Below are 14,240 nucleotides of genomic sequence, written 5' to 3'. Positions count from 1 at the left end.
GACTTAGCCGGGGCTCGGGGGCATTCACCCCCGGTGGCACAGCGTTTGCGCACGGATGGCCATGACCTCCACGAAGGTCGTGTGTCCCCAAAACCCAAGGAGCCAGATCCATGAACTTCCGCCGTCTTTCCGCCGTGACCTGCGCCACCGTCGCAGCCCTGGCCTGCACGCTGCCCTTCGCCGCCCAGGCGCAGGGCTGGCCGACCAAGCCGATCCGGCTCGTCGTTCCGTTTTCCGCGGGTGGCGCCAACGACCTGATGGCGCGCGCCGCCGCCGAAGGCGCATCGAAGCAGCTCGGCCAGCCGGTGATCATCGACAACAAGCCCGGCGCGGGCGCCATCCTCGGTGCCGACGTGGTCGCCAAGAGCGCGCCCGACGGCTACACCTTCCTGGTGAGCGCGGCCGGCGTGGTGTCGAACAGCATGATCAAGAAAAGCATGCCTTACAAGGACGACGCGCTGGTGCCCGTGGCCATGATCGCGCTGGCGCCCTCGGTGGTGGTGGTGCCGGCCAACGCGCCGTACAAGGACCTGAAGGAGTTCGTCGCCGCCTCCAAGAAGGCCGGCAACGGCTTCCACTGGGCCACCGCCGGCACCGGCAGCACGCCGCATTTCGTCGAAGGCATCCTGGAGACCAGGTACGGCAGCAAGCTCGACGTGGTGCCCTACAAGAGCGGCTCGGAGTCGATCACCGCGGTGCTCGGCAACCAGGTCGAGGCCACGTCGGAGGCCAGCATCGTGGTGCTGCCGTACGTGAAGAGCGGCAAGCTCAAGGCGCTGGCCGGCACGTGGACGCAGCGCATCTCGGCCTACCCCGAGCTGCCGACCGCCGCGGAAGAAGGCTTCCCCGAGATCCGCATTGCGCACTGGGCCGGCGTGCACGCGCCGCGCGGCACGCCCGACGCCATCCTGGACAAGATGGCCGCGGCCATCGACGCCGCCATGAAGTCGCCCGAGACGGCCAAGCGCCTGAAGGACATGGGCATCGAGCCCATCGGCGGCACGCGCGCGAGCTTCACCAGGTTCGTCGACGAGGAGCGCGCGCGCCTGGGCGGCGTGGTGAAGGCCACCGGCATGAAGGAAGACTGAGAACCCCATGACCGGCGACCAACCCATTTCCCCCAAGAAGGCCCTGCGCCGCCTGGCCGAGGCGCGCCGCGGCGTGCTGGTGCCCGGCGCCTTCAACGCCATGTCGGCGCGCATCGTCGAAGACCTGGGCTTCGAGGCGCTGTACGTCACGGGCGCGGGCGTGACCAACATGTACCTCGGCCTGCCCGACCAGGCCTTCATGGGCCTGCACGAGATCGCCGAGCACACCGCGCGCATCCGCGACGCGGTGGGCCTGCCGCTGCTGGTCGACGCCGACACCGGCTTCGGCAATGCGCTGAACGTGCGCCACACGGTGCGCGTGCTGGAGCGCGCGGGCGCCGACTGCATCCAGCTCGAGGACCAGGTGAGCCCCAAGCGCTGCGGCCATTTCTCGGGCAAGGCCGTGATCGACACCGACGAGATGCTCGGCAAGATCAAGGCCGCGGTCGACGCGCGGCAGGACAGCGACCTGCTCATCATGGCGCGCACCGACGCCGCCGCCGTGCACGGCTTCGAGGCCGCGATCGAGCGCGCGCAGAAGTTCAGCGAAGCGGGCGCCGACATCCTCTTCGTCGAAGCCGTGACGCAGGCCGAGGAGGTGCGCGCGATGCCGCAGCGCCTGGGCAAGCCGCAGCTCATGAACATGGTGATCGGCGGCAGGACGCCGACCTTCGGCGCGCAGGAGCTGGGCCAGCTGGGCTACGGCTTCGTGCTGTACGCCAATGCCGCGCTGCAGGGCGCGGTGGCCGGCATGCAGAAGGCGCTGACCGTGCTGCGCGACCAGAAGCGGCTGGACGAAGACCCGGCGCTGGTCGCGTCCTTCGGCGAGCGCCAGCGGCTGGTCGGCAAGCCGCAGTGGGACGCGCTGGAGCGGCTGTACACCTGAGCCTGTGCCTTGGCTTTTTCTCGCGGTAGCCAAACCGCCGCGGGGAATCGAGAGCTGAAACCCTTTTTGTCGTTCCTGGCGAAGACTGTCACTCAAAAGACAAGGCCAGGACGCTGACGAGCCCCAGCATCCGGCGCCCGTCAACAAGAATGAGGAGACAACTCGATGACCGACGCATCGGCACGTTCGTTCAACCGCCGCCAGGCCGCCACGGCCCTGGCCGACGCCGCGGCCGGCCTGGCCGCATGGCCCGCCCTGGCGCGGGAGGCCGCCAGGGAAGCGGGGCCGGGCCCCGGCCCCGGCTCCAGTGCCAGTGCCAGTCCTGGCTCCGGCGACATCGTCATCGGCCAGAGCGCCCACCTGAGCGGCCCGCTCGCGCCCACGCTCAAGGCCGTGCTGCGCGGGCAGGACATGGCGCTGGCCGAGTTCAACCGCAAGGGCGGCGTGGGCGGGCGCAGCGTCAGCCTGGTCACGCTGGACGACGCCTATGACGCGCAGAAGACGGTGTCCAACGTCAAGGAGCTGCTCGCGCGGCCCGACGTGGTGGCGCTCTTCGGCCTGACCAACACCGCCGGCATTGCGGCCGCGCTGCCGCTGGTGGCCGAGAAGAAGGTGCCGCTCGTCGGCGTGTACAGCGGCTCGCCGGTCTTGCGCGCGCGCCACAACCCGTACTTCTTCACCACCATGGCGAGCTACCGCGACGAGGTGGTGCAGATGGTGCGCAACCTGGTCACGCTGCACCAGTCGGAGATCGGCCTCGTCTACCAGAACAGCCCGTTCGGCCAGCTGATGGCGCCCGTGGTGGAAGAAAGCTGCAAGGCGCTCGGCGCCACGCTGGTGGCCAAGGTGCCGCTGGAAGTCAGCGGCAGCGACGCCGTGGCCGCGGTGAACGTGCTGGCGGCGGCCAAACCGCGCGCGCTGATCTTCATGTCGTTCGGGCCGTCGATGGTGCCGTTCGTGAAAGCCGCGCGGCAGCGCATTGCCGCGCCCATCTACTGCGTGAGCATCGCCAACTCGCGCGCGCTGATCGAGGCGCTGGGCGACGAGGCGCGCGGCCTGGCCATTGCGCAGATCGTGCCGTACCCGTTTCGCGCCACCTCCGCGCTCACCCGCAACTACCACGCGGCCATGGCGTCGGCGGACCTGCCGGTCGACTACGACCATTTCTTCGGCTACCTCAACTTCACGGTGCTGCTGGAGGGCCTGAAGCGCGCGGGCAAGGGCGTGACGCCGCAGAAACTCGCGGCTTCCATGGAAAGCATGCGCTTGCTCGACATCGGCGGCTACACGGTCGACTACAGCCCCGAGAACCACCACGGCTCGAAGTTCGTCGAGCTGGTGATGGTGGCGCCGGGCGGCAAGTACCTTCGCTGATCACCTGCGCCGGATGCGCCCGCGAGTTCAGGTCGGCTTAAGTTTCGCTGCCGACACTGGAGGCGACGGCCCAGCTGGCGCTGGTAGAGGTTGCTCCGGCACCCGCCCATGAGGGTGGTTCCTCGAAGCCGGCGGTCGTCACATTATTTTTCTGCGTGCCCCCCTCAGCCGGGGCGAGCGGGGCCCTCGGAGCGCGTCAGGTTCCGCGCCCGGTATTTCGTCGATGAATGGACGGCCCGGCCGCGGCGGCCGGGAAAAATCGAAAAAGACCGAAAAAAGAGCCGGAAGAACTCAAGGAAAGCCGAAACGAGCCGAAAGAAATCGAAGATTTCCACGTTGCCCGTTTCGCAGGCAATGTGTTGCAGGCCGCGCCAGGCAACGATCCCCGTCGAACTTCACCCGGTTGTCCCCAGTGTTGTCCCCAGTCCGCGGGGACAACCCGAAAGGGGCAGGTTCGGCTCCGGACTCAGGCTCTTGCGAGCGCGTTTTCTTCCATCCAGGCCGGTTCGTTCGACGTGTCGGGAAAGCCCGAGCGGTTCACGATGTCGGTCGATTCGGACAGGTCGCCCAGTTCGGCGGCATCGGCCGACGCCAGGGGCAGGTGGCGCAGCTCGTAGCCGCGGCCGTACACCGAGTGCAGCACGAACTCGCTTTCTTTATGCAGCGAGAGCTTGCGGCGGATGTTGGCCACGCAGCAGTCGAGCACGCGGCTCTTGCGCTCGATGCGCGAATCCATCCAGAGCGAGGCCAGCAGCCAGTCGCGTTCCAGCAGCCGTCCCGCATTGCGAAAAAGCAGCAGCGCCAGCTCGAATTCACGGGGCTTGAGGCGGATGTCCTCGCCCTTGTGCACCACCACCTTGCGGCTGCCCAGAAACTGGTAGTCGCCGAAGTTCGCGCTCACGGTCTGCGGATGCAACAGTGTTTCATTGCGGCGCAGCGCTTCGCGCACCCGCAGTTCGACCTCGAAATCGTCCACCGGCAGCACCGCGAAATCGATGGTGGCGCCGCTGGGCTCGCTGCCGGCCGTGGCCAGCACGTCGATCAGCAGGTCGCGCTGCAGGGCATTGGCCACCAGGAAGATCGGCAGGCGCAGCGCCTTGCACATCGAGGTGATCACCGGCCAGGCGCCTTCGTCCTTCAGCACGACCAGCAGCAGGCCGAACTGGCTGCCGTGGGTCACGGCGCGCAGGAAGTCGGCGCTGCTGTCGAAGCGCACCGGCGTGCAGCCCATCATGCGCAGGCGCTGGCCCCAGGCCTGGTTCTGCGCGGCGTCGCAGCCGACCATGGCCACCTGGCGCGAGCATTGGGCATTGTTCTTGTCGAGAGCTTCCATGGGGTATGAGGTTGAACGGCCGGCGCGTGGGGCTCAGCCCGCCGCCAGCCGCGTTCCGGAGCCGGCTTGCGTCTTGCGCACGCCGTCGCGGCCGTAGAAGAGTTGGGCGCTGGCCTGCAGGAAATGCAGTGCCTGCTGCGTGAAGTCGAGGTGCGCGTACACCATCGAGCCGTTGCGCAGGTTGTGGCTGCGGGCCTGCACGGCAAGCACCAGCAGCTCGGCCCAGGCCTGCTTCACGGCGGGTCCGCCGGCCGCCGCGGCGGCATCGGCGCCCGGGCGGCCGGGCTTGAAGCCCAGCGCGGACTGCAGCGCCTCGCGCTGGCGGTCGAGCTCGGCCATGCGGTCCAGCAGCAGGGTCTTGTGGCCGGCAATGGCGGCCAGGTCGGAGAACACGTGGTCCGACATCGCCTTGGCTTCCCGGTCCAGCACGGCCAGGAATTCCTCGATGCAGGCGGTTTCGGTGCGCAGGTGCGCCAGCAGCGACTGGCTCATTGGCGGCCTTGCGGTTCGGGCTTGGCTTGCACCTTGGGGTCGGCCGAGGGGTCGAGCAGGTCGCGCACGCTGGCCAGCAGGCCGTCGGCAATGCGCTCGGGACGGATCTGGTAGCGCCCGGCGCGGATGTCTTCGCGGATCGCGGCCACCCGGGCCGCATCGAAATCGCTGCCGCCCACGGCGCTGGGCATGGTGTGAACATGCGCGGAGGGCTGTGGCGCTTCCTTGGCGCGCGCGGCGGCGGTGGCGTCGGCACCGGTCGTCTGGGCCGTCGCCACGGGGGCGGTGGCCGTCGTGAGCGGTCGGTGGAGAGGCGTGGCCGAAGGGGCAGGTTGATCGATTTTCAAGGTGATTCCTCAGGGGCTGACCCATATATCGGCAGCGCTGGCAATAACTTTAGGAGCGGCGTGCACAAAGCGTACGGCAAGGCGGTCCGGAGCGGTCCGGACCGGCCGGTTCATTGGGCCAGCTGGATCTGCCCCTCCGTGTCCGCCACGCCGCTGACCATGCGGCCGTCGCGGGTCTTGGCCTGTACCACGGCCCCCACGGTCGCCCCGGTCATGGCCTTGGCCTCGGTGCTGACGGTGAAACCCTGGCCCTGCGCCACGACCTTCACGGCCTGGCCCTGCTGGATGACGGTGACGCCGCGCACCAGTTCCTTGCGCAGCGGCGCGCCCGACGCGATGCGGTTGGCCGCCACCACGCCGTTCAGGTCATTCACGCTGGTGATGACCGAGCGCGGCAACCGCGTCAGGTCGCCCGTGCGCTCGGTGACGTCGCCCGCGCCCACGGGGCGGCCCGCGTCGATGGCGCGCGCGGCCACGAAATAGCTGCCTTCCACCGCCACGTGCACCTGCACGTAGCGCATCCACGGCCGTTCGGCCTGGCAGCGCACGCCCACCGACACCCGGCCCCACGGCGCGGCGCCCGGCGGCAGGAAGACCTCGGGGGTCGCTTCGCAGGCCGGCAGGGCCTCGGCGCCGCGGCCTTCGAGGCGAACCGTCACCTTGCCGGGCAGGCCGGCGGTCTGCACCTGCATGTATCTGGAGATGAGGGTGCCGACGTCGGCCGCGTTCTGCGCGGGGGCGTCCTTCGCGGGTTCCGCAGCCTGCGCCGATTGCGCCGCTTGCGATTGAGTCGACTGCGCCGCCTGTGCCGTGAACGCACAGCAGGCCGCCAGCAACGTGGGCAGCACGGTGCGCAGCAGGCGGGTCCGGGGCTTGAAGAGGTTCATCGAAGGCGTTGAAGAGGGTGCTTGGGAAGCGGCTCGCCATACAGGCAGGGCGCAAAGCCGCCGCCCGGAAATTCTAGAAATTCGCCCGCCGATCGAAGGTGCGAGCAGCGCAAGAAAACCCCCTTTGTTCGAACGATTGCAAAAGCGGCTCATGCATAGACTCGCTTTCCATCTGTCGCCACGCCATGCGCAAACGCGACGCTTCAACAGATGGAACTCAGATGATCGACAAGCTGGATGCGGCGCTTCGCTTCAATCGCGAAGCCCTCAACCTCCGGGCGGAACGCCAGGAGGTGATCGCGGCGAATATCGCGCACGCGGACACGCCGAACTACAAGGCGCGCGACTTCGACTTCGGCACGCGCCTGAGCGAAGCCGTCGAGCGCGGCCGTTCGTCGCAGTCGATGTCGATGGCCACCACGTCGTCGCGCCACCTCGCGGGCCAGGCGCAGGCCATGCCCGACAAGGACCTGCTCTATCGCACGCCCAACCAGTCCAGCCTGGACGGCAACACCGTCGAGATGGACGTGGAGCGCATCGCCTTCGCGGACAACGCGCTGCGCTACGAGTCGAACCTCACGGTGATCAATTCCAAGATCAAGTCGCTGCTGTCGGCGGTGCAGCAATAAGGCCTCCCATGCCCTTCAACAGCACATCCATGAACATCTTCAACGTGGCGGGTTCCGCCATGACCGCGCAGTCGCAGCGCATGAACGTGACCGCGAGCAACCTGGCCAACGCCGAGAGCGTGGCCGGTCCCGACGGCATGCCCTACCGCGCCAAGCAGGTAGTGTTCGAGGTCGCGCCCGCGGGCAACTCCGGCTCGGACATCGGCGGCGTCAGGGTCTCCGGCGTGATCGAGGACCCCTCGCCGCCCAAGCTCGTGTTCGACCCGAAGAGCCCGCATGCGAACGCCGAAGGCTACGTGGCCATGCCCAACGTCAACGTGGTCGAGGAGATGACCAACATGATCTCGGCCTCGCGCAGCTACCAGGCCAACGTCGAAGTGCTCAACACCGCCAAGACGCTGATGGTCAAGACGCTGACGCTCGGCCAGTAAAGCGGCCACCCACCCTTTCACTTCAAAAGCAACCAACGCAATGGCCATCTCCGACACCTCGTCCATCTCCGGACAGAACGCCACCTCCGCGGCAACCACCAGCAGCGTCTCCAACGAAGACAGCGAACAGCGCTTCCTGAAGCTGCTGGTCACGCAGCTGAACAACCAGGACCCGCTGAACCCGATGCAGAACGCCGAGCTCACCTCGCAGCTGGCGCAGATGAGCACCGTGAGCGGCATCGAGAAGCTCAACACCACGCTGTCGGGCCTGGTGAACCAGACCGGGTCCAACCAGGTGCTGCAGTCGGCCTCGCTCATCGGCTACAACGTGCTGTCGCCCGGCGACGTGCTCACCACCAAGAAGCCCGACGACGGCAAGGAGCCCGCGACGCAGGCCTTCGCGGTCGAGCTGCCGGGCACGGCCGCGAACGTCGACATCAAGATCGTCGACTCCGCCGGCAACGTGGTGCGCACCATCAACGCCGGTGCCATGAAGGAAGGCGTCAACGCCGTCACCTGGGACGGCAAGGACGACGCCGGCAACGTGGTGCCCGCGGGCGCCTACCAGTTCACCGCGGACGCCACCAACGGCAGCACCAGCGTGAAAGCCACCGCGCTCACCTTCTCGCAGGTGGCTGCCGTGAAGCAGGGCACCGGCGGCGTGACGCTCGAACTGTCGAGCGGCAACAACATCGGCCTGTCCGACGTGCGGCTCTTCCTCTGAGCCATCCAGCGAACCCGACGACCTCAACGAACTCAGCGAATCTTTCGCATCGAACCAAGGAACCAACATGGCTTTTTCCCAGGGCATCAGCGGACTCGGCGTGGCCGCGGCCAACCTCGACGTCATCGGCAACAACATTGCCAACTCCGGCACCGTGGGCTTCAAGTCCGCCGCCGCCGCCTTCCAGGACGTGTACGCGGGCTCGCGTGTCGGCCTGGGCGCGTCCGTGTCGGGCGTGGTGCAGAACTTCACGCAAGGCGTGACGCAGTCCAGCAGCCGTCCGAACGACGTGGCCATCCTCAACGGTGACGGCTTCTTCCGTCTGGCCAGCCAAAGCGGCGAGATCATGTACTCGCGCAACGGCCAGTTCACGCGCGACAAGGACGGCTTCATCGTCAACGGCCAGGGCCTGCGCCTCACCGGCTACGGTGTGAACGCCAGCGGCGGCATCAGCGGCGGCACGCCGTCGCCGATCCAGATCCCCACGGCGGCCATGACGCCCAAGGCCACCACCAGCGTGAACGCCGAGTTCAACCTCGACGCGCGCCTGGCCACCCCGACCAAGACGCCGTTCAACGCGGCCGACTCCGACTCGTTCAACTACTCGAACGCCGTCGGCCCGACCTACGACTCGCTGGGCAACCCGCACGACGTGGCCGTGTACTTCGTGAAGGCCCCCACGCCGGCCAACACCTGGAACGTGTACGGCACGTCCGACGGCGCCGCGCTCAACGCCGGCGCTGCGCTCACCACGCTGACCTTCGACTCCAGCGGCAAGATGACCGCGCCGGCCAGCGGTTCGCTGAACATCGGCCCGATCACCTTCACCAACGGCGCCGCGCCGATGAGCGCCACCGTCGACCTGTCGGGCACCACGCAGTTCGGCGCCGCCAACGCGATGAGCAAGCTCGGCCAGGACGGCTACCGTTCGGGCGAGCTGACCTCGTTCTCGATCAACCCGGACGGCACCCTCACGGGCAAGTTCTCCAACGAACAGACCCAGCTGCTGGGCCAGATCGTGCTGTCGTCGTTCGCCAACCCGAACGGCCTGGAGCCCAAGGGCAACAACGTGTGGGCAGAAACGCAGGCCTCGGGCAACGCCCTCACCGGCACGCCCGGCGAAGGCACCAAGCTCGGTTCGCTGCAGGCCGGCGCGCTGGAGTCGTCCAACGTCGACCTCACGTCCGAGCTGGTCAACCTGATCGTCGCGCAGCGCAACTACCAGGCCAATGCGCAGACCGTGAAGACGCAGGACCAGGTCATGCAGACGCTGATGAACATCCGCTGACGCGCCACTGAACGACTGACACCAGGAGCACCCAGTGGATCGAATGTTGTATGTCGCCATGAGCGGCGCCAAGCAGGTCATGGAACAGCAGGCCTCGGTCGCCAACAACATGGCGAACGTCTCGACGCCGGGTTTCCGCGCGCAGATTGCCAACTTCCGCGCGGTGCCCGTGGTCGGCCAGGAGGCGCCCACGCGCGCCTTCGTCGCCGCCACCACGCCCGGCGCCGACTTCAGCCACGGCCCGATCACCGAGACCGGCCGCGGCCTGGACGTGGCCGTGAACGGCGAAGGCTGGCTGGTGGTGCAGACCGCCGACGGCGGCGAAGCCTACACGCGCGTCGGCAACCTGCAGATCGCGGCCGACGGCCGGCTCTCCACCATGGGCGGTCGCCCGGTGATGGGCGACAACGGCGCGCTGACCGTGCCGCCCGGCTCCGCCGTGACCATTGCCACCAACGGGCTGGTGAGCGCACGCGACGCGGCCTCGAACATCGAGACCGGCATCGGCGAGGTGGGCCGCCTGAAGCTGGTGAACCCGCCGACCACCGACCTCGTGCGCGGCGACGACGGCCTGTTCCGCATGCGCCAGGGCCTGCAGCCGGCCGATGCCGACCAGGGCGTGACCCTGGCCATCGGCGCGGTCGAAGGCAGCAACGTCAACCCGGTCGAGGCGATGGTTTCCATGATCGCCAACGCGCGCAGCTTCGAGATGCACATGAAGTCGCTGCAGACCGCCGACACCAATGCGCAGTCGGCCAACAAGCTGCTGTCGTACGGCTGATAGGCCGCGCGCCATCTCCAACCGCAGCAACCGAAGCACCCGCAACACACCCGCAGGAATTTCAAAGAAATGATTCGCTCCCTCTACATCGCCAAGACCGGCCTCGACGCGCAGCAGACACAGCTCGACGTGGTCTCCAACAACCTGGCCAACGTCGGCACCACGGGCTTCAAGCGCACGCGCGCCGTGTTCGAAGACCTGGTCTACCAGAACCTGCGCCAAAGCGGCGGCCAGTCGTCGGACCAGACCCGCCTGCCTTCGGGCCTGCAGGTCGGCACCGGCGTGCACGTGGTCGCCACCGAGCGCATCCACACGCAAGGCAACCTCACCAAGACCGAAGGCCCGCGCGACGTGGCCATCAGCGGCTCGGGCTTCTTCCAGGTGCTGATGCCCGACGGCACCACCTCGTACACCCGCGACGGCTCGTTCCAGACCGACTCCGACGGCCAGCTCGTCACCGCGAGCGGCTTCCCCATCCAGCCCGCCATCACCATCCCGCGCGACGCCTCGAGCCTGACCATCGGCCGCGACGGCATCGTGTCGGTCGTGCAGCCGGGCAACACCGCCTCGGTGCAGGTCGGCCAGCTCCAGCTCGCCACCTTCATGAACCCCGCCGGCCTGCAGAGCAAGGGCGAGAACCTGTACTCGGAAACCGACGCTTCGGGCGCACCCAACCAGGTGAACCCCGGCGTGGACGGCGCGGGCACGCTGAGCCAGGGCTACGTGGAAGCCTCGAACGTGAACGTGGTGGAAGAGCTGGTGAACATGATCGCTACGCAGCGTTCGTACGAAATCAACAGCAAGGCCGTGCAGACTTCGGACCAGATGCTGCAGCGCCTGGCGCAGATGTGATGCGGGGCGTGCGTCTTCATCAAGGGGCCGGCGCTGCGCTGCTTTCACGCGCGCTGCTGGCACTGGCGCTGGTGGCGACCGTGCTGGCGACGGGCTGCGCGCAGTTGCCGCGCGAGCCGCTGGTGCACCAGCCGATGACGGCGCGCGCCGAAAGCTACGCGGCGATGACGCCGCGGCGCGCACCTGGCGCGATCTTCCAGGAGGGGCCGGGCGCCAACGCGCTGTTCGAGGACCGCCGTCCGCGCAACGTCGGCGACATCCTGACCATTCTCATCAGCGAGAAGGTCAACGCCACCAAGAATTCCGGTGCCAACGCCAGCCGCGTGGGCAGTACCGCGAGCGTGTTCGCCGCCATTCCGAAGCTGATCGGCGGCCTGCTCGACGGGCAGGACACCAAGCTCAGCGGCACCAACTCGCTCACTGCCAAGGGCGGCGCCAATGCCAACAACACCTTCAACGGCGTGATCACCGTCACGGTGACCGACGTGATGCCCAACGGCAACCTGCTCGTGAGCGGCGAGAAGCAGATGGGCATCAACCAGGGCACGGAGTTCATCCGCTTCTCGGGCGTGGTCAACCCGCGCACCGTGTCGGGCAACAACACCGTGCCTTCCACGCTGGTGGCCGATGCACGCATCGAGTACTCCGCCAAGGGCTACATCGACGAGGCCCAGACCATGGGCTGGATGCAGCGCATCTTCCTCAACGTGATGCCGTTCTGATCATGAAAAATTCCCAGGCTTCGCGCGCGCCGCGCCGCTTCTTCTTTCCTTTCTCCCTTGCCGCCCTGGCGGTGATGGGCGTGCTCTTCTTCTCTCCGGCGCATGCGGAGCGGCTCAAGGAGCTCGCGAGCATCCAGGGCGTGCGCGACAACCCGCTCATCGGCTACGGCCTGATGGTCGGCCTGGACGGCACCGGCGACCAGACCATGCAGACGCCGTTCACCACGCAGAGCCTGAACAACATGCTGCAGCAGCTGGGCATCACGATCCCGCAGGGCGTGAACATGCAGCTGAAGAACGTGGCCGCGGTGATGGTGACGGCCACGCTGCCTTCGTTCGCGCGCCCGGGCCAGAACATCGACGTGACCGTGTCCTCCATGGGCAATGCCAAGAGCCTGCGCGGCGGCACGCTGCTGATGACGCCGCTCAAGGGCATCGACGGCGCGACCTACGCGGTGGCGCAAGGCAACATGGTGGTCGGCGGCGCGGGCGCCTCGGCCAACGGCAGCAAGGTGCAGGTGAACCAGCTGAGCTCGGGACGGATCCCGGCCGGCGCATTGGTCGAACGCACGGTCGAAGCGGCCGTGGGCGCCGAAGGCACCTTCGCCATCGAACTCAACCGCTCCGACTTCGGCACCACGCAGCGCGCGGTGGACGCCATCAACCGCCAGTTCGGCGCGGGCACGGCCGAGGCCATCGACGCGCGGGCGATCCGCGTGCGGGCCCCCGAGCCGCAGCAGCGCGTGGGCTTCCTCGCGCGGCTCGAAGACCTCGAGGTCACGCCCACGCAGGCCAGCGCCCGCGTGGTGGTCAACGCACGCACCGGCTCGGTGGTCATGAACCAGGCCGTGCGGGTGAAGGACTGCGCCATTGCGCACGGCAGCCTGTCGGTGGTGATCAACACCGAACCCGTGGTGAGCCAGCCGGGCGCGTTCTCGGGCGGCAGCACGGTGGCGGCGCAGACCTCGCAGATCTCGGTGAACCAGGGCGGCGGCGCGATCCAGATGGTGCGCGGCGGTGCCTCGCTGTCGGACGTGGTCAAGGGGCTGAACGCCCTCGGCGCGAATCCGCAGGACCTGGTGTCGATCCTGCAGGCCATGAAGACGGCCGGCGCCCTGAGCGCCGAGCTCGAGATCATCTGAGGACGATGCGATGACGGTCTCTTCCACCAGCGCCTGGGCGGGCGGCGACGCCAGCCGCAGCGGTGCGCTCGACCAGCGCTTCGCCCTCGACGTGCAGGGCGTCGATGCGCTGCGGCACACCGTGCGCACCTCGCCCGAAGCCGGCCTGCAGCAGGTGTCGCGCCAGTTCGAGGCCATGTTCATGAACATGGTGCTCAAGAGCATGCGCGAGGCCACGCCTTCCAGCGGCCTGCTCGAGAGCCAGAGCCAGAAGGTCTACCAATCGATGTTCGACCAGCAGCTCACGCAGAACCTTTCGGGGCGCGGCGTGGGGCTGGCCGAAGCCATGCTCGCGCAGCTGCGCCGCACGGTGCCCTCGGGGCCGCCCGACGCCGAAGCCGACGCCGCCATCGGCGTGAAGCCGATGTCGCTCGAGCCGCGCGGCGGCATGCCGTACGGCCCGAACGCGGGAATTCCACTCGGTTCGGCACCGAGCAACCGCGCGGCGGCGCCCGCCGACCTGAGCGTGTACCAGTTCAACAGCGACCGCCGGGCACCGGGTGCGAACGCGTCGCTGCAAGGCCAGGTCGACGAGTTCGTGGGCCGCATGGGCGCCTCGGCGCAGGCGGCCAGCACGGCCAGCGGCGTGCCCGCGCCGCTGATCCTGGCGCAGGCCGCGCTGGAGTCGGGTTGGGGCAAGCGCGAGATCCGCGCCGACGACGGCACGCAGAGCTTCAACCTGTTCGGCATCAAGGCCGACAAGGGCTGGAAGGGCGCGACGGTCGAGACCACCACCACCGAATACGTCGACGGCGAGCCGCAGAAGGTGCGCGCGAAGTTCCGCGCCTATGGCTCGTACGAAGAGGCCTTCACCGACTACGCGCGCTTCATCACGCGCAACCCGCGCTACGCCAACGTGCTGGCCACCGACGACCCGGCCGAGGCCGCGCACGGCCTGCAGCGCGCGGGCTATGCCACCGACCCGCGCTACGGCGAGAAGCTGGTTCGCATCATGCAGAAGTTCGGCTGATTCGCGCGCGGCATCGAACGCGGCATCGAACGGTACGCAGCGCCCCCTACACACAGCCCGCGCTCGCGCTGCGCGGCACACCACACACGAGGATTCCCATGGCAGAGATCGCGGGCACCGCCCACAAGCAACAGCAGCAGGAGCAGATCAGCACGGCCGGCCGCCTGGAGGTCGTGACCTTCAAGCTGGGCGAAGAGGAATACGGCATCGACATCCAGAAGGTGCAGGAGCTGCGCGGCTACGACGCGGTGACGC

17 protein-coding genes are annotated in these 14,240 nt (G+C 68.2%); 13 read left to right on the top strand and 4 right to left on the bottom strand.

The window, feature by feature from the left end:
* The first annotated feature begins 110 nt into the window (after positions 1-110).
* The 3 genes from BM004_RS37110 to BM004_RS37100 all read left to right on the top strand — a co-directional run bounded on the left by BM004_RS37110 (position 111) and on the right by BM004_RS37100 (position 3,348).
* Complete coding sequence (locus BM004_RS37110) at positions 111-1,088, top strand: Bug family tripartite tricarboxylate transporter substrate binding protein (RefSeq protein WP_093131206.1); 978 nt, start codon at positions 111-113, stop codon at positions 1,086-1,088.
* A gap of 7 nt (positions 1,089-1,095) precedes the next feature.
* Positions 1,096-1,974 (top strand): isocitrate lyase/PEP mutase family protein, encoded by an 879-nt coding sequence (locus BM004_RS37105; RefSeq protein ID WP_371271212.1) that lies wholly within the window; start codon positions 1,096-1,098, stop codon positions 1,972-1,974.
* Between the two features lie 165 nt (positions 1,975-2,139).
* Positions 2,140-3,348, top strand: coding sequence for an ABC transporter substrate-binding protein (locus BM004_RS37100; RefSeq protein WP_093221431.1), 1,209 nt, complete (start codon positions 2,140-2,142; stop codon positions 3,346-3,348).
* Between the two features lie 466 nt (positions 3,349-3,814).
* Here BM004_RS37100 and BM004_RS37095 read toward each other — a convergent pair whose 3' ends face one another.
* From BM004_RS37095 to flgA, 4 genes are all read right to left on the bottom strand, one after another.
* Positions 3,815-4,681 carry a winged helix-turn-helix domain-containing protein gene (locus BM004_RS37095; protein WP_093131202.1) on the bottom strand — a complete coding sequence of 289 codons (867 nt, stop codon included), beginning with the start codon at positions 4,679-4,681 and terminating at the stop codon, positions 3,815-3,817.
* 33 nt (positions 4,682-4,714) lie between these two features.
* Positions 4,715-5,173 carry a flagella synthesis protein FlgN gene (locus BM004_RS37090; RefSeq protein ID WP_177206750.1) on the bottom strand — a complete coding sequence of 153 codons (459 nt, stop codon included), beginning with the start codon at positions 5,171-5,173 and terminating at the stop codon, positions 4,715-4,717.
* Entirely contained in the window at positions 5,170-5,520 is a 351-nt protein-coding gene (gene flgM, locus BM004_RS37085; protein ID WP_093131200.1) for a flagellar biosynthesis anti-sigma factor FlgM, read from the bottom strand. The genes BM004_RS37090 and flgM overlap by 4 nt, the downstream gene beginning before the upstream one ends.
* Positions 5,521-5,630: 110 nt before the next feature.
* Complete coding sequence (flgA, locus tag BM004_RS37080) at positions 5,631-6,407, bottom strand: flagellar basal body P-ring formation chaperone FlgA (protein ID WP_256220242.1); 777 nt, start codon at positions 6,405-6,407, stop codon at positions 5,631-5,633.
* A gap of 221 nt (positions 6,408-6,628) precedes the next feature.
* On the opposite strand from flgA, the gene flgB reads away from it, so the two are divergent.
* The 10 genes from flgB to BM004_RS42230 form a co-directional block, all read left to right on the top strand.
* Positions 6,629-7,036 carry a flagellar basal body rod protein FlgB gene (flgB, locus tag BM004_RS37075; protein ID WP_093131198.1) on the top strand — a complete coding sequence of 136 codons (408 nt, stop codon included), beginning with the start codon at positions 6,629-6,631 and terminating at the stop codon, positions 7,034-7,036.
* Between the two features lie 29 nt (positions 7,037-7,065).
* Positions 7,066-7,467 (top strand): flagellar basal body rod protein FlgC, encoded by a 402-nt coding sequence (gene flgC / locus BM004_RS37070; protein ID WP_371281020.1) that lies wholly within the window; start codon positions 7,066-7,068, stop codon positions 7,465-7,467.
* Between the two features lie 40 nt (positions 7,468-7,507).
* The gene (locus tag BM004_RS37065; RefSeq protein WP_093131194.1) at positions 7,508-8,191 is read left to right on the top strand and encodes a flagellar hook assembly protein FlgD; all 684 of its coding nucleotides are present in this window, start codon (positions 7,508-7,510) and stop codon (positions 8,189-8,191) included.
* 67 nt (positions 8,192-8,258) lie between these two features.
* Positions 8,259-9,479, top strand: coding sequence for a flagellar hook protein FlgE (gene flgE / locus BM004_RS37060; protein ID WP_093221429.1), 1,221 nt, complete (start codon positions 8,259-8,261; stop codon positions 9,477-9,479).
* Positions 9,480-9,513: 34 nt separating this feature from the next.
* A complete protein-coding gene (locus tag BM004_RS37055; RefSeq protein ID WP_093131190.1) occupies positions 9,514-10,260 on the top strand; it encodes a flagellar basal body rod protein FlgF in 747 nt (248 codons plus the stop codon).
* Positions 10,261-10,329: 69 nt separating this feature from the next.
* Positions 10,330-11,112: a flagellar basal-body rod protein FlgG gene (gene flgG, locus BM004_RS37050; RefSeq protein WP_093131188.1), complete on the top strand. Its 783-nt coding sequence runs from the start codon at positions 10,330-10,332 to the stop codon at positions 11,110-11,112.
* Positions 11,112-11,834: a flagellar basal body L-ring protein FlgH gene (locus tag BM004_RS37045; protein ID WP_093131186.1), complete on the top strand. Its 723-nt coding sequence runs from the start codon at positions 11,112-11,114 to the stop codon at positions 11,832-11,834. Before flgG ends, BM004_RS37045 begins: the two co-directional genes overlap by 1 nt.
* A 2-nt stretch (positions 11,835-11,836) precedes the next feature.
* Positions 11,837-12,976: a flagellar basal body P-ring protein FlgI gene (locus BM004_RS37040; protein WP_093221426.1), complete on the top strand. Its 1,140-nt coding sequence runs from the start codon at positions 11,837-11,839 to the stop codon at positions 12,974-12,976.
* 10 nt (positions 12,977-12,986) lie between these two features.
* Positions 12,987-13,985, top strand: coding sequence for a flagellar assembly peptidoglycan hydrolase FlgJ (flgJ, locus tag BM004_RS37035; protein WP_093131184.1), 999 nt, complete (start codon positions 12,987-12,989; stop codon positions 13,983-13,985).
* A gap of 98 nt (positions 13,986-14,083) precedes the next feature.
* Positions 14,084-14,240: chemotaxis protein CheW (locus BM004_RS42230; RefSeq protein ID WP_371271216.1), on the top strand; the 157-nt coding region annotated here is incomplete at its 3' end.

The organism is Variovorax sp. OK212 (genome assembly GCF_900112425.1).
Taxonomy (GTDB): domain Bacteria; phylum Pseudomonadota; class Gammaproteobacteria; order Burkholderiales; family Burkholderiaceae_C; genus Variovorax.
This window is presented reverse-complemented; position numbering and strand designations above follow the sequence as displayed.

Coding starts and splice junctions, on each gene's coding strand:
- BM004_RS37110 (WP_093131206.1), top strand. CDS start 111: ATGAACTTCCGCCGTCTTTCCGCCGTGACCTGCGCCACCGTCGCAGCC.
- BM004_RS37105 (WP_371271212.1), top strand. CDS start 1,096: ATGACCGGCGACCAACCCATTTCCCCCAAGAAGGCCCTGCGCCGCCTG.
- BM004_RS37100 (WP_093221431.1), top strand. CDS start 2,140: ATGACCGACGCATCGGCACGTTCGTTCAACCGCCGCCAGGCCGCCACG.
- BM004_RS37095 (WP_093131202.1), bottom strand. CDS start 4,681: ATGGAAGCTCTCGACAAGAACAATGCCCAATGCTCGCGCCAGGTGGCC.
- BM004_RS37090 (WP_177206750.1), bottom strand. CDS start 5,173: ATGAGCCAGTCGCTGCTGGCGCACCTGCGCACCGAAACCGCCTGCATC.
- flgA (WP_256220242.1), bottom strand. CDS start 6,407: ATGAACCTCTTCAAGCCCCGGACCCGCCTGCTGCGCACCGTGCTGCCC.
- flgB (WP_093131198.1), top strand. CDS start 6,629: ATGATCGACAAGCTGGATGCGGCGCTTCGCTTCAATCGCGAAGCCCTC.
- flgC (WP_371281020.1), top strand. CDS start 7,066: ATGAACATCTTCAACGTGGCGGGTTCCGCCATGACCGCGCAGTCGCAG.
- BM004_RS37065 (WP_093131194.1), top strand. CDS start 7,508: ATGGCCATCTCCGACACCTCGTCCATCTCCGGACAGAACGCCACCTCC.
- flgE (WP_093221429.1), top strand. CDS start 8,259: ATGGCTTTTTCCCAGGGCATCAGCGGACTCGGCGTGGCCGCGGCCAAC.
- flgG (WP_093131188.1), top strand. CDS start 10,330: ATGATTCGCTCCCTCTACATCGCCAAGACCGGCCTCGACGCGCAGCAG.
- BM004_RS37045 (WP_093131186.1), top strand. CDS start 11,112: ATGCGGGGCGTGCGTCTTCATCAAGGGGCCGGCGCTGCGCTGCTTTCA.
- BM004_RS37040 (WP_093221426.1), top strand. CDS start 11,837: ATGAAAAATTCCCAGGCTTCGCGCGCGCCGCGCCGCTTCTTCTTTCCT.
- flgJ (WP_093131184.1), top strand. CDS start 12,987: ATGACGGTCTCTTCCACCAGCGCCTGGGCGGGCGGCGACGCCAGCCGC.